Source organism: Erwinia sp. AC075 (assembly GCF_979253995.1).
Map to the genome: position 1 here is coordinate 12,084 of NZ_CEEDEU010000001.1, position 13,036 is coordinate 25,119.

At 55.9% G+C, this 13,036-nt stretch carries 12 protein-coding genes; 9 read left to right on the forward strand and 3 right to left on the reverse strand.

Going from position 1 to position 13,036, the window contains the following annotated elements; genetic code table 11:
• Positions 1-58: 58 nt before the first annotated feature.
• The gene (gene hmpA / locus AC0IXH_RS00050; protein ID WP_471719716.1) at positions 59-1,243 is read right to left on the reverse strand and encodes an NO-inducible flavohemoprotein; all 1,185 of its coding nucleotides are present in this window, start codon (positions 1,241-1,243) and stop codon (positions 59-61) included.
• A gap of 256 nt (positions 1,244-1,499) precedes the next feature.
• On the opposite strand from hmpA, the gene glyA reads away from it, so the two are divergent.
• Together glyA and AC0IXH_RS00060 are read left to right on the forward strand one after the other, a co-directional pair.
• Entirely contained in the window at positions 1,500-2,753 is a 1,254-nt protein-coding gene (gene glyA, locus AC0IXH_RS00055) for a serine hydroxymethyltransferase (RefSeq protein WP_013203410.1), read from the forward strand.
• Between the two features lie 124 nt (positions 2,754-2,877).
• Positions 2,878-4,014 (forward strand): 3-phenylpropionate MFS transporter, encoded by a 1,137-nt coding sequence (locus AC0IXH_RS00060; RefSeq protein ID WP_471719717.1) that lies wholly within the window; start codon positions 2,878-2,880, stop codon positions 4,012-4,014.
• On the opposite strand, the gene csiE is transcribed toward AC0IXH_RS00060, so the two are convergent.
• Positions 4,015-5,283, reverse strand: coding sequence for a stationary phase inducible protein CsiE (gene csiE, locus AC0IXH_RS00065; RefSeq protein ID WP_471719718.1), 1,269 nt, complete (start codon positions 5,281-5,283; stop codon positions 4,015-4,017).
• Positions 5,284-5,436: 153 nt separating this feature from the next.
• On the opposite strand from csiE, the gene AC0IXH_RS00070 reads away from it, so the two are divergent.
• Both AC0IXH_RS00070 and AC0IXH_RS00075 read left to right on the forward strand, forming a co-directional pair.
• Positions 5,437-6,069 carry a DUF1007 family protein gene (locus tag AC0IXH_RS00070; protein WP_049789666.1) on the forward strand — a complete coding sequence of 211 codons (633 nt, stop codon included), beginning with the start codon at positions 5,437-5,439 and terminating at the stop codon, positions 6,067-6,069.
• Positions 6,060-7,064 carry a nickel/cobalt transporter gene (locus AC0IXH_RS00075; protein ID WP_471719719.1) on the forward strand — a complete coding sequence of 335 codons (1,005 nt, stop codon included), beginning with the start codon at positions 6,060-6,062 and terminating at the stop codon, positions 7,062-7,064. The genes AC0IXH_RS00070 and AC0IXH_RS00075 overlap by 10 nt, the downstream gene beginning before the upstream one ends.
• Positions 7,065-7,129: 65 nt before the next feature.
• On the opposite strand, the gene suhB is transcribed toward AC0IXH_RS00075, so the two are convergent.
• The gene (gene suhB, locus AC0IXH_RS00080; protein ID WP_013203405.1) at positions 7,130-7,933 is read right to left on the reverse strand and encodes an inositol-1-monophosphatase; all 804 of its coding nucleotides are present in this window, start codon (positions 7,931-7,933) and stop codon (positions 7,130-7,132) included.
• Between the two features lie 118 nt (positions 7,934-8,051).
• Here suhB and trmJ point away from each other — a divergent pair, with 118 nt between their 5' ends.
• From trmJ to sseB, 5 genes are all read left to right on the forward strand, one after another.
• Positions 8,052-8,780, forward strand: a complete 729-nt coding sequence (trmJ, locus tag AC0IXH_RS00085) for a tRNA (cytosine(32)/uridine(32)-2'-O)-methyltransferase TrmJ (RefSeq protein ID WP_013203404.1) — start codon at positions 8,052-8,054, stop codon at positions 8,778-8,780.
• Between the two features lie 166 nt (positions 8,781-8,946).
• Complete coding sequence (gene iscR / locus AC0IXH_RS00090; protein ID WP_013203403.1) at positions 8,947-9,444, forward strand: Fe-S cluster assembly transcriptional regulator IscR; 498 nt, start codon at positions 8,947-8,949, stop codon at positions 9,442-9,444.
• Between the two features lie 130 nt (positions 9,445-9,574).
• Positions 9,575-10,780 carry an IscS subfamily cysteine desulfurase gene (locus AC0IXH_RS00095; protein WP_013203402.1) on the forward strand — a complete coding sequence of 402 codons (1,206 nt, stop codon included), beginning with the start codon at positions 9,575-9,577 and terminating at the stop codon, positions 10,778-10,780.
• Between the two features lie 167 nt (positions 10,781-10,947).
• Positions 10,948-12,231, forward strand: coding sequence for an aminopeptidase PepB (gene pepB / locus AC0IXH_RS00100; RefSeq protein ID WP_471719720.1), 1,284 nt, complete (start codon positions 10,948-10,950; stop codon positions 12,229-12,231).
• A gap of 15 nt (positions 12,232-12,246) precedes the next feature.
• The gene (gene sseB / locus AC0IXH_RS00105; protein WP_013203400.1) at positions 12,247-13,026 is read left to right on the forward strand and encodes an enhanced serine sensitivity protein SseB; all 780 of its coding nucleotides are present in this window, start codon (positions 12,247-12,249) and stop codon (positions 13,024-13,026) included.
• Positions 13,027-13,036: the final 10 nt, after the last annotated feature.

Consider the following 13,036-nt stretch of genomic DNA (forward strand, 5'->3'; position numbering starts at 1 on the left):
TCTGGCCCATCACATCGCCGTCCTTTACAGGGCGGCGATGTCGTTTCTGGCTGACCGATCACAGCACCTTGTGCGGACCAAACACTTCGTAATGGATGCGGGCGCTGTCAATGCCCAGCGTCACCAGCTGTTGCGCCACCTGCTGCATAAAGCCTAACGGCCCACAAAGGTAGTAATGACCTGTCGGATCGCTAAGCTGGCTCTCCAGCGGCAGTAAATTCATCACGCCGGCGCTGTCGAAACGTCCGGCATCCTGCGGCAGCGGATCGCGATACCACAGGTGCTGCGAAAAGTTGGGCAGACGTTGTGCTGAAGCCGCCACTTCCTCACCAAACGCATGCCTGTTGCCATTATCGGCAGCATGGAACCACTGCACGCGGGCAGGATGCTGCTGAGAGGCCAGCACATCCAGCATCGCCAGCATCGGCGTCTGGCCGACGCCGGCGGAGATCAGGGTGACCGGTGTCTCAGGAGAGACGGCCAGCAAGAAATCACCCGCCGGTGCGGCCAGTCTCAGCTCATCACCGACCTGCGCATGCTGGTGCAGCCAGCCAGACACCGTGCCGCCCGGTTCATGGCGCACCGCAATGCGATAATCCCGGCCATTGGGCGCGCGGGTCAGCGAATACTGGCGTATCTCCTGATTGGCAAAACGCTTATCTTGCAGCCAGACGCCAAGATACTGACCCGCCTGATAATCCGCCACCGGCTGACCATCGGTTGGGCTGAGAATAAAGCTTTTGATCACCTCGCTTTGCGGCTCAATGGCGCTGATGCGAAACGCCCTCGGCGTACGCCAGCCGCCCACTTTTTCCTCGGCCTGCTGATAAAGCTGTTCTTCCCGCTGAATAAACACGCCCGCCAGTACACCATAGGCTTTGCCCCAGGCATCCAGCACCTCGTCGCCCGGACTGAGCATTTCATCAAGGGTTGCCAGCAGATGCTGGCCGACAATCTGATACTGCGCGGGCTGAATGGCGAAGCTGGTGTGCTTCTGCGCAATCTTTTCCACGGCGGGCAGCAGGGCAGCCAGATTGTCAATATTGCTGGCATAGGCGCAGATGGCGTTAAACAGCGCTTCACGCTGATTGCCGTTGCGCTGATTGCTCATATTAAAAATCTCTTTCAGCTCGGGGTTATGAGTAAACATTCGGTCATAGAAATGGGCGGTCAACGCCGGGCCGGTCGCCAGCAGGGCAGGAATGGTGGCTTTCACAGTGGCAATGGTTTTTGCGTCTAACATAGGTGAACTCCCTTGAGGGCTTAAACATGCATTTTAAATGCATCTTATAACTTATAAACACGCATTGTAAATACACCTTTAAGTGGCGGGGGCATCATTTGGTTAGGCAACCCTCGCCAGTCCTGAAGCCAATCGATTGCGTAAAAAGGGCGCTTTGTGGCTACCCCTAAGCAGGTAAAACAGTTTACACTGTTGGCCTTCGCCCAAACGGGCCGATCGATACCGATTATTTTGTTAGCTGAGTCAGGAGATGCGGATGTTAAAGCGTGATATGAATATTGCCGATTATGATGCCGAGTTATGGCAGGCAATGGAGCAGGAAAAAGTGCGTCAGGAAGAGCACATTGAACTGATTGCTTCTGAAAACTACACCAGTCCGCGTGTTATGCAGGCGCAAGGTTCTCAGCTGACCAACAAATATGCCGAAGGCTATCCGGGCAAGCGCTACTACGGTGGCTGTGAGTATGTGGATATCGTTGAGCAGCTGGCGATCGATCGTGCGAAAGCGCTGTTCGGTGCCGATTATGCGAACGTGCAGCCACACTCAGGTTCCCAGGCGAACTTCGCCGTCTACACCGCGCTGCTGCAGCCGGGCGACACCATTCTGGGGATGAACCTGGCACACGGTGGTCACCTGACTCACGGTTCCCCGGTTAACCTGTCGGGTAAGCTGTATAACGTCGTGCCTTACGGCATCGATGAAACCGGCAAAATCGATTACGACGATCTGGCGGCGCAGGCACAGAAGCACAAGCCAAAAATGATCATCGGTGGCTTCTCCGCGTACTCCGGTCTGTGCGACTGGGCGAAAATGCGTGAAATCGCTGACAGCATCGGTGCCTGGCTGTTTGTTGATATGGCGCACGTTGCCGGTCTGATCGCAGCGGACGTTTATCCTAACCCACTCCCGCATGCACACATCGTTACCACCACCACCCACAAAACCCTGGCGGGTCCGCGTGGCGGCCTGATCCTGGCGAAGGGCGGCGACGAAGACCTGTACAAGAAGCTGAACTCCGCTGTCTTCCCTGGCGGCCAGGGCGGCCCGCTGATGCACGTGATTGCCGGTAAAGCGGTCGCACTGAAAGAAGCGATGGAGCCTGAGTTCAAGGTGTACCAGCAGCAGGTGGCTAAAAACGCTAAAGCGATGGTTGAGGTGTTCCTGGAGCGTGGCTACAAAGTGGTTTCTGGTGGCACGCATAACCACCTGTTCTTGCTGGACCTGGTTGACAAAAACCTGACCGGTAAAGAAGCGGATGCCGCGCTGGGTCGCGCCAACATCACCGTTAACAAAAACAGCGTACCAAACGATCCGAAGAGCCCGTTTGTGACTTCAGGTATTCGTATTGGTTCTCCTGCGGTTACTCGCCGTGGCTTCAAAGAAGCTGACGTCCGCGAGCTGGCTGGCTGGATCAGCGACATTCTGGACAACGTCGCGGATGAAGGCACTCAGGAACGTGTGAAGAAGCAGGTTCTGGAAATCTGCGCACGCTTCCCGGTTTACGCATAACGTTGCGTTACCCCTTTCCCTCGCGAAAGGGGATCCGGAACACATTAACGGGACAATACTGTCCCGTTAATTGATCTTAGGCCTGACCTCTGAGAAAGTAGCGCGCACTTTTGTCGGAGGGAACATGGCGATTCGTTCAGCTTACTGGCTCGGTCTGGGCTATTTCACGTACTTCTTTGCCTATGGCGTCTGGCTTCCTTTCTGGGGAGTGTGGCTGAAAGACTCTGGCCTGCAGCCAGAGAAAATTGGCCTGCTGCTGGGCTGCGGCATGATCGCCCGATTCCTCGGCAGCCTGATCATCGCCTCAAGAGTCACCAATCCTTCGCAACTGATTACCGCGCTTCGCCTGCTGGCGGTGCTGGCGTTATGCTTTGTGCTCAGCTTCTGGATCAGCACTTCGTGGATCTGGCTGCTGCTGGTGATGATTGGCTTCAACCTGTTCTTCTCGCCGCTGGTTCCGCTCAGCGATGCGCTGGCAGCGACCTGGCAAAAGCAAATTTCAATGGCCTATGGCCCGGTTCGCCTGTGGGGCTCGCTGGCGTTCGTTATCAGCTCGGCGCTGACCGGCGTGCTGGTCAATGCTTTCTCTTATCAGGCGATACTGGTGATGTTGTGTATCGGCGTTGCCGCGATGTTTGCTGGCATGCTGTTACGGCCATCCGTGCTGCCTACAGGCAATGCGAAGCAGACCGAAACGGCCGGATGGGCTGACTGGAAGCGATTGCTGCAGGAAAATGCCGTCTGGCGGTTCCTGCTGTGCGTAACGCTGATGCAGGGCGCGCATGCCGCCTATTACGGCTTCAGCGCCATCTGGTGGCAGGAAGCCGGCTACTCAGCCAGCGTTGTCGGCTATCTCTGGTCGCTGGGCGTGGTGGCCGAAATCATTGTCTTTGCCTCCAGCAACCGACTGTTCCGTCGCTGGGGCGCGCGCGACCTGCTGTTGCTGTCAGGGATTTGTGCGCTGGTACGCTGGAGCCTGATGGCATCAACCACCGCGTTACCCTGGCTGATTGTGGCGCAGATCCTGCACTGCGGCAGCTTCACCGTTTGTCATCTGGCGGCGATGCGTTTTATTGCCACGCGCGAGGGAGGAGAGGTGATCCGTCTGCAGTCGGTCTATTCGGCGCTGGCGATGGGTGGCGGTATTGCGGTGATGACCATGATTTGCGGCGTGCTGTTCCAGCATCTGCACGGCGGCGTCTTCTGGGTGATGGCGATGGTGGTGATACCTGCGCTGTTCCTGCGACCGAAGGTCGGCTGATCACGACTCCAGCAGCTGCCGGATGCGCTGCTGCTGATGAGGTTGCAGCGGCAGCTCGGCATGAATTAACGGCGGCGAGTAAAGGGGAAGCGGTGTGGCGTACGGAGTAATCACCAGCGCAATGCCCTTAGGCGCACTGCTGCGTTGATACTCGGCCACATCCAGGTATTTGATATTCAGTGGCAGCAGCGTCAGCTCGCGCACCTGTTGCTCAACTTCCCGCTCCAGCGCCTCATCCTTGCCGGTAAGCAGCAAAACCTGCTTCTCCTGCAGCGCACTTTCCTGCATCAGCCAGGCGCCAAAAATTATCGCAATCAGCCCCATCTCTTCCTGCGAGAAGGTCAGCTGATACTGCTGCTCGAATTCCGCTACCGCGGCCTGGGTGGTCCGCAACAGCTTTGGATACAGGCGGGTCACTTCCTCAGTCAGGCTATTATCAATGCCGACACCAAACAGCGAGCGTTCCAGCGCCTGGGCCAGATGGGTATAAAGCTGGTCGGCCAGCCCCTTATCATCACTGAAGCGCATGCCCGAAAGCTGCTGAAAGCGATCGATTAACTGGCGCACCGCGTCCAGCAGTTGATGTTCATAATCATGGTGGGCATCATCAGCGCTGGGTGCGTGCATCTGACTGAACAGCAGGGCAAACAGCCAGGTTTCACTGCCATCGGGGGCCGTTTTGCAGCGTTTTTGCCAGTGACGAACCACTTCCTCCGCCACCTGATGTTCGATTTTTGCCGCCAGCCAGCTTTGCTGCGCGTCATTGAATTCCGTGCGTGATTGCCGGCACAGTGAATGCTGCATCAGCAGTTGCAAGAATTGGCGATCCCGCTCGGTGAACTGGCGTGCGAGCTTCTGGCCGCAATGTTGCACCAACGCCAGAAGGTTTCGCTCATCATAAAGCACCTTCTCAATCTGCTTCTGTTTAAGCTGCTGCTTAACGTGCGGGGCAAAATGTTGCTTCACAAAATCCGGTGTCAGCCGCAATGCCCGACGTAACCAGTGAAACAGGCACAACCGCTGGTCCAGTTCCGCACCGCTTATCTGCCACTTCCCCGCGGCATCCTGATGCAGGGCGAGGCGGTGATAGCGCTGGATTTCTGCTTCGACCTCCGCTATATCTTGCCGGGTAACCGACCGATCCACCCCGTTAATCTGACTCATCACCTCAAGAGTCACGGGAAGTTCAGGGAGATAAAGCAATAAAAGCAGATGACAATGACGCTGCGGACTGGAGAAAGCTGAAGGCTCGGGTGAGGGTAAACTCATCGTCGGCAATCCCAGTGAAAAGTAACATCGCTAAGCATAGCGTGATTGCTGCCGGTGGCAGCGTGGTGCGGCCAGTTTTATTTATAGCTTTCTAGGCAGGTCACAGAATTTTTGCCTGAACAGCAGAGGGAATTGAATTTGTTACATTATAACATTATTGTTGGGCGGCTAATCGGGGCATTATGCCTGTGTCTGGCACCGCACGCGTGGGCCCATCCGCACAGCTTTATTGATATGCAGGCAACGCTAGTGCATCAGGACGATAAGATCACTGGCCTGAAAATGCATTGGGTGATGGATGAGATTACCTCGGCCGATCTGCTGTACGACGCCGGTAAGGCCAAACCCGATTCAGTAGTCTGGAAAAAGCTGGCGGCAGAGGTGATGGCCAACGTGCTCGGACAGCATTATTTCAGTGAGTTCTGGCATCAGGGCAAACCGGTGAAGTTCGATAACTTACCGCCGGAATACCATCTCTCCAGGCAGGGAAACAAGGCGGTGCTGGACTATGTTTTACCGCTGGGCGAACCGCAGCCGCTGGCCAGCCAGACGTATGTCTTTACCACCTTTGACCCGAGTTACTTCGTTGATATGTATTACGATTCCGAAAAGTCCCTGCACATTCCCCCTGAGCTGGCGCAGCGCTGTACCTTCACCCTGAAAACGCCGAAACCGGATGCGTCGATGCAGGCCTATGCGCTGTCGCTGGATAAAGCCGACGCGCCGCCAGAGGATATGGATTTGGGGCAACAGTTCGCGCAGACGGTGACCCTGACATGTCAGTAAATGCCATAACTTCCCGGCCGCAACGTGGCTGGCTGCAAGCGTGGCCGCTCTATGTTGTGCTGCTGCTGTTTATTGCCGCAGGTTTCACGGTCTGGCAACACTGGCCGCAGATCCTGTTGCAAAGCATTCTGTGGCAGAAAACGCTGCATCAACAGATGACCGTGTTGCTGCAGCAGGTGGCCAGCCATCCGCATCAGGCGGGGTTGGCGCTGATGGGATTCAGCCTGATGTATGGCGTGCTGCATGCGCTGGGGCCGGGGCATGGCAAGGTGGTGATCGCCACGTTTCTTGCCACGCATCCGACGAAAGTCAAAACCAGTTTGCAGCTGACGCTGGCCGCGGCGGTGGTTCAGGGCGGGGTGGCCATCCTGCTGGTCACCGTGATGCTGGTGGTGCTCGGCCTCTCATCCCGCCAGCTGCATCTCAGCAGTTACTGGCTGGAGAAGGGCAGTTATCTGATGGTCGCCGGACTGGGCCTCTGGCTGTGCTGGCGCGCGCTGCGCAAAATCTGGCAAGCCTTACGGCCCTTGCCAGCGATGAGGATTCAACGGATCGTGCCGGTGGGGCATCAACACAGCGACAGCTGCGGTTGCGGGCATCAGCATGTGCCGGACAGCCAGATGCTGGATAAAGCGGTCAATGGCAAAACCAAAGCGATCGTGGTGCTTTCGATGGGACTGCGCCCTTGTTCCGGGGCAATCATGATGCTGCTGTTTTCAAAAGTGATTGGTGTTTATGGCTGGGGCGTGCTGTCGGCATTGGCGATGGCGGTGGGGACGGCGTTAACCGTTTCGGCGATGGCCTTGCTGGTGCAGGTTTCCAGAGCGCTGGCGCTAAAACTCAGCCGTGGCGCCTCTCCTGCGGGCTGGCAGAAAGTCGGCTGGTCAGGATTGTCGTTGGTGGGAGGCGTGCTGCTGGTCGCGGTCGGCATCATGCTGTGGCTTAGCGCCACGCCGGCGATGTCCGGCGGCATAAGACCAATGTTTTTAGGCTAATCTGAAAGCAAAAAAGGCGGAGCTGAGCTCCGCCTTTTTGTCACTGAACGGTCCCGAACGGGAACCTAGCGCTTCAGCGCTTCGCTCAGTTCTTCACGCATGTTAGCCAGCATCGCTTTAACGACGCGTGGGTTGCCCGCAACAATGTTGCCGGAAGTCAGGTAACCGTGTGCACCAACAAAGTCAGTCACCAGGCCGCCTGCTTCACGCACCAGCAGTTCACCGGCCGCGAAATCCCATGGCTTCAGGCCAATTTCAAAGTAACCGTCAACACGGCCAGCCGCCACGTAGGCCAGATCCAGGGCAGCAGAACCGCTACGACGGAAATCCGCACACTGGGTGAACAGCTTGCCTACGATGTTGATGTAAGGCGTGGCGTGCTGCTTCAGCTTGAATGGGAAGCCGGTTGCCAGGATGGTGCCATCCAGGTCGCGAGCGGTGCTGCCGCGCAGGCGGTAACCGTTTAACTGCGCGCCCTGTCCACGAACGGCGCTGAACAGCTCATTGCGCATTGGATCGTAAACGACGGCGACTTCAGTGCGGCCTTTAATGCGCACGGCGATAGAAACAGAGAAATGAGGAAGGCGTTTGATGTAGTTAGTGGTGCCATCCAGTGGATCGATAACCCATTGTACATCCTCGTCTTCACCGGCTAATTCACCACTCTCTTCGGTAATAATGGTGTGCTTCGGATAGGACTTGCGAATCACCTCAATAATCAGGCGCTCAGCGTCGCGATCAACATTGGTAACGAAGTCGTTGGTGCCTTTCTGGCTCGCTTCGACAGCGTCCGGGGTTTCGTAATTCTTGACGATTAAATTTCCGGCCTTGCGCGCAGCGCGCACGGCAATGTTGAGCATTGGATGCATCGTTATCTCTCACTGGATGTTAAAGAACGGGAAAACGGCGCGGATTATAGCAGGGAGATCGTAAAATGTCCTGAAAATATGATAGCATCCTCAAATTATCTCACTGACCTGAACTCCTATGCTGCAAAACATCCGAATCGTGCTGGTTGAAACCTCTCACACCGGCAACATGGGATCCGTCGCCCGCGCGATGAAAACCATGGGACTGACCAACCTTTATCTGGTTAACCCTCTCGTCAAGCCTGACTCCCAGGCTATCGCCCTGGCGGCGGGTGCCAGCGATGTGATCGGCGAAGCCCACATTGTTGACACCCTCGATGAAGCCCTGGCCGGCTGTAGTCTGGTTGTTGGCACCAGTGCCCGCTCCCGTTCGCTGCCGTGGCCGATGCTGGATCCGCGCGAATGCGGGATCAAAAGCGTGCAGGAAGGTCAGCAGGCGCCGGTCGCGCTGGTCTTTGGCCGCGAGCGCGTGGGTCTGACTAATGAAGAGCTGCAGAAATGTCACTACCACGTGGCAATCGCCGCTAACCCGGAATACAGCTCGCTGAACCTGGCGATGGCGGTGCAGATCATCGCTTATGAAGTGCGTATGGCGTTTTTACAGTCGCAGGAAACCGTGCAGCCAGAGTACGAAGAGTCGCCATATCCGCTGGTCGATGACCTTGAGCGCTTCTATCAGCATATGGAACAGATGATGACCCACAGCGGCTTTATCCGTGAAGGCAGCCCTGGCCAGGTGATGAGTAAAATGCGTCGCCTGTTCACTCGAGCCCGCCCGGAGCGCGATGAACTGAATATTCTGCGCGGCATGCTCTCTTCGCTGCAAAAGCCAAAGGGCGAAAAGTAGACTATTTTACCCCCCGGTTTGCGGGGGTAATAGTTGACTAAAACGGTTGGTTAAATAGTTGAGTGTTTTACTAGGTTAAATACTTGACCAATTTAGTCGGGAATGGCAGACTTCAGGCATATTTTGTTAACACCCAACCAGGGTAATTACTGAGGTCGTTTACGCCATGAGACTGACATCCAAAGGCCGTTATGCCGTTACTGCTATGCTCGACGTTGCACTTCACTCCCATCAGGGGCCTGTGCCGTTAGCTGATATTTCAGAACGTCAGGGCATCTCCCTGTCTTATCTGGAGCAGCTGTTCTCACGCCTGCGCAAAAATGGCCTGGTGGCTAGCGTACGTGGTCCAGGCGGTGGTTACCTGTTGGGTAAAAGCTCTGACGCGATCGCGGTCGGTGCCGTGATTACGGCGGTTGACGAATCCGTTGATGCGACTAAGTGTCAGGGTAAAGAAGGCTGCCAGGGTGGCGAACGCTGCCTGACTCACGTGCTGTGGCGTGACCTGAGCGAGCGTATCAGCGACTTCCTGAACAACATTTCACTGGCTGAGCTGGTTAACAACCAGGAAATCCTGGAAGTGGCTGACCGTCAGAACAATACTGAAAAAGCGCGCGTGTCCAATGGCCGCGTGCATGAAACCATTAACGTCAATCTGCGTGCCTGATTGTCGCTAACGCGAACCTGTCTCCTGTCGTTCACCGGTTGATAGTTTCAGCCGGTGGCGGCAGGGTGATAACCTTATCGGGTCGCATTGAATGACTTACATTTAGCATGATGTATGGAGTTCAAAAGCAATGAAGGTTCCGATTTACCTTGATTACGCTGCAACCACCCCTGCCGATCCTCGCGTAGCCGAGAAAATGATCAAGTGCCTGACGCTCGACGGCACCTTTGGTAATCCCGCATCCCGTTCTCACCGTTTTGGCTGGCAAGCCGAAGAAGCGGTGGATATCGCCCGTAATCAGGTGGCCGAATTAATTGGCGCCGATCCGCGCGAAATCGTCTTCACCTCCGGCGCGACCGAATCCGATAATCTGGCGATCAAAGGCATTGCTCACTTCTATCAGGAGAAGGGCAGGCACATCATCACCAGCCAGACCGAGCATAAAGCGGTGCTGGACACCTGTATTCAGCTGGAACGTGAAGGGTTCGAAGTCACTTACCTGGCACCTGCCAGCAACGGGGTGATCGACCTGGATCTGCTGCAGTCGGTGATGCGCGATGACACCATCCTGGTGTCGATCATGCACGTGAACAACGAAACGGGCGTGGTGCAGGACATTGGCAAAATTTCTGAGCTTTGCCAGGCGCGCGGTATTCTGTTCCATGTTGATGCGACGCAAAGCGTCGGTAAATTACCGGTCGATGTCACCCAGATCCCAGTCGATCTGATGTCATTTTCTGCGCATAAAATTTACGGCCCTAAAGGCATCGGCGGTCTGTATGTTCGCCGTAAACCGCGTATCCGTCTGGAAGCGCAGATCCACGGCGGCGGTCATGAGCGCGGTATGCGTTCCGGAACGCTTCCCGTGCATCAAATTGTCGGCATGGGGGAAGCATTCCGCATCGCTAAGCAGGAGATGGCTGGTGAAATGGCGCGCCTGAGCGCATTTCGCCACAAACTCTGGTCGGGCTTCAGTGACATCGAGGAAGTCTATCTGAATGGTGATTTGGCGGCGGGTGCGCCGAATATCCTCAACGTCAGCTTTAATTATGTCGACGGTGAGTCGCTGATTATGACGCTGAAAGATCTCGCGCTGTCGTCAGGCTCTGCCTGTACCTCTGCCAGTCTTGAGCCTTCCTATGTGCTTCGCGCATTGGGGCTGAATGATGAGCTGGCGCACAGTTCACTGCGTTTCTCTTTGGGCCGTTTTACTACCGAAGAAGAGATCGACTATGCGATTCAGCTGGTGCAGAAGTCGATTGGCCGCCTGCGCGAGCTTTCCCCGGAGTGGAAAGCATTCAAAGCTAACAGTCAGACAGCAACGACTTCTCGTTGAATTAGCAGCACTTTCCCTCTACGACTCTCCAACGGACTGAACACTTTTTCAGTCCGTTTGCTCTCATTTCTGCAAGTCTGATTAGACGAACGCAAATAAAGGTTTATTGTAGTGACCGACCGTTTTTAAGGACGGACCAAATAATAAACTCTAGAAGGAGCCATGCGATGACAACCACACCAATGAAAATAACACTGTCAACGGCAGCGGCGGATGCACGTTGGGGCGAAAAAGCGACCCTGACCAGCAATGACAGCGGGATGACCATTCATCTGACCGGCGGCGATGTGCTGGCAACTATCCAGCGCGCAGCGCGTAAAATTGATGCGCAGGGCATCCGTCATGTCAGCCTGACTGGCGACTGGGATTTGGAAAAAAGCTGGGCATTCTGGCAGGGTTATCGTGGGCCGAAAGGGCAGCGCACCGTTGAGTGGGCGACGCTGAATGACAGCGACCGTGCCGAATTCGACAGCCGCATGAAGATCATCAACTGGGTGCGCGACACCATCAACCTGCCTGCAGAAGACCTTAGCCCTGAGCAACTGGCTCAGCGTGCCGTCGATCTGCTGTGTGGCGCAGGCAGCGACAAGGTCAGCTACCGCATCACCAAAGGCGAAGATCTGCGCAAGCAGGGCTATATGGGCCTGCACACCGTCGGTCGTGGCTCGACCCGCAGCCCGGCGTTTTTGGCGCTGGATTACAACCCAACGGGCGATGAGAACGCACCGGTGTTTGCCTGCCTGGTGGGTAAGGGCATCACCTTTGATACCGGCGGCTACAGCCTGAAGCCGAGCGGTTCAATGGACTCAATGAAGTCAGATATGGGCGGTGCAGCGACGCTGACCGGTTCTCTGGCGCTGGCCATCAGCCGTGGGCTGACCAAACGCGTCAAACTCTATCTTTGCTGTGCCGACAATATGGTTAGTGGCAACGCTTTCCGTCTGGGCGATATCATCACTTACCGTAACGGTAAAACCGTTGAAGTGATGAATACCGATGCAGAAGGGCGTCTGGTGTTGGCTGATGGCCTGATTGATGCCAGCGAGCAAAATCCCGAGCTGCTGATTGATGCCGCCACCTTAACCGGCGCGGCGAAAACCGCATTAGGTAATGATTACCACGCGCTGTTCAGCTTTGACGATCGGCTGGCTCAGTCGTTACTGGGCAGTGCAACGGATGAAAACGAGCCGTTCTGGCGCTTGCCACTGGCTGAATTCCATCGTGGCCACCTGCCATCCAACTTTGCCGATCTGAACAACATTGCTGCGCCGTCACACACCGCCGGTGCCAGCTCTGCGGCTGCCTTCCTGTCGCATTTTGTGAAGAACTATCAGCAGGGCTGGCTGCACATCGACTGTTCAGCCACCTACCGTAAAGGTGCTGTCGATCAGTGGTCTGCCGGTGCGACGGGCTTAGGCGTGCGCACCGTCGCCAATATGCTGCTGAAATAAGCCTGGATCGAACCGATGAATGAAACCAATCAGCGCCTTGAAGAGGTGCTAAAACTGGCCGCGACTGAGCCTGCTCATCGCCCTGAATTTTTTGCTCTGCTGATGGACGCCAGCGTCTGGGTGCCAGGTGAAAGCCCGGAGGAACAGGCCGTCACCGCTGAATCTCAGGTGGACCTGCAGCACTGGGAAAAAGACGACGGCACCAGCATCATTCCCTTCTTTACCTCGGTAGAAGCGATGGAGCAGGCGGTCACCGAAGAGCAGCCGTTCCTGGTGATGCCGGTACGCACCCTGTTTGAAATGACGGTGGGAGAAACGCTGTTTCTTAACCCTAAGCTGCCGACAGGCAAAGAGTTCTCCCCACGCGAAATCACCAGCCTGTTGGGCGAAGGCGCGAATGCGCTTAGCCAGCAAACGGTGCTGGAAGGGGGAACCTCGCTGTTACTGTCTGAGATTGCTGAACCGCCGGCGCAGATGATTGATTCCCTGACCCAGCTGTTTGCGAAATATAAGCAGGTTCGTCGGGCTTATGTGGCGCATATCAAAGAAGCGGCAGAGGATCGGCCAAACCTGTTGATTGGAATTGAAGCGGACAGCGATATCGAGGCGATTATTCAGGCGGCGGGCAGTGTGGCAACGGATACGCTGCTGGAAGATGAGCCGGTGGATATTTGTGAAGTGGTGGAAAACGATAAAGGTATCAGCCACTTCTTTACCGCCCATATCACCCCGTTCTATGAACGCAAGTGGGGCAGCTTCCTGCGGCAGTTTAAGGCGAACAATAAGCCGGCATAAGCTCGTCAAG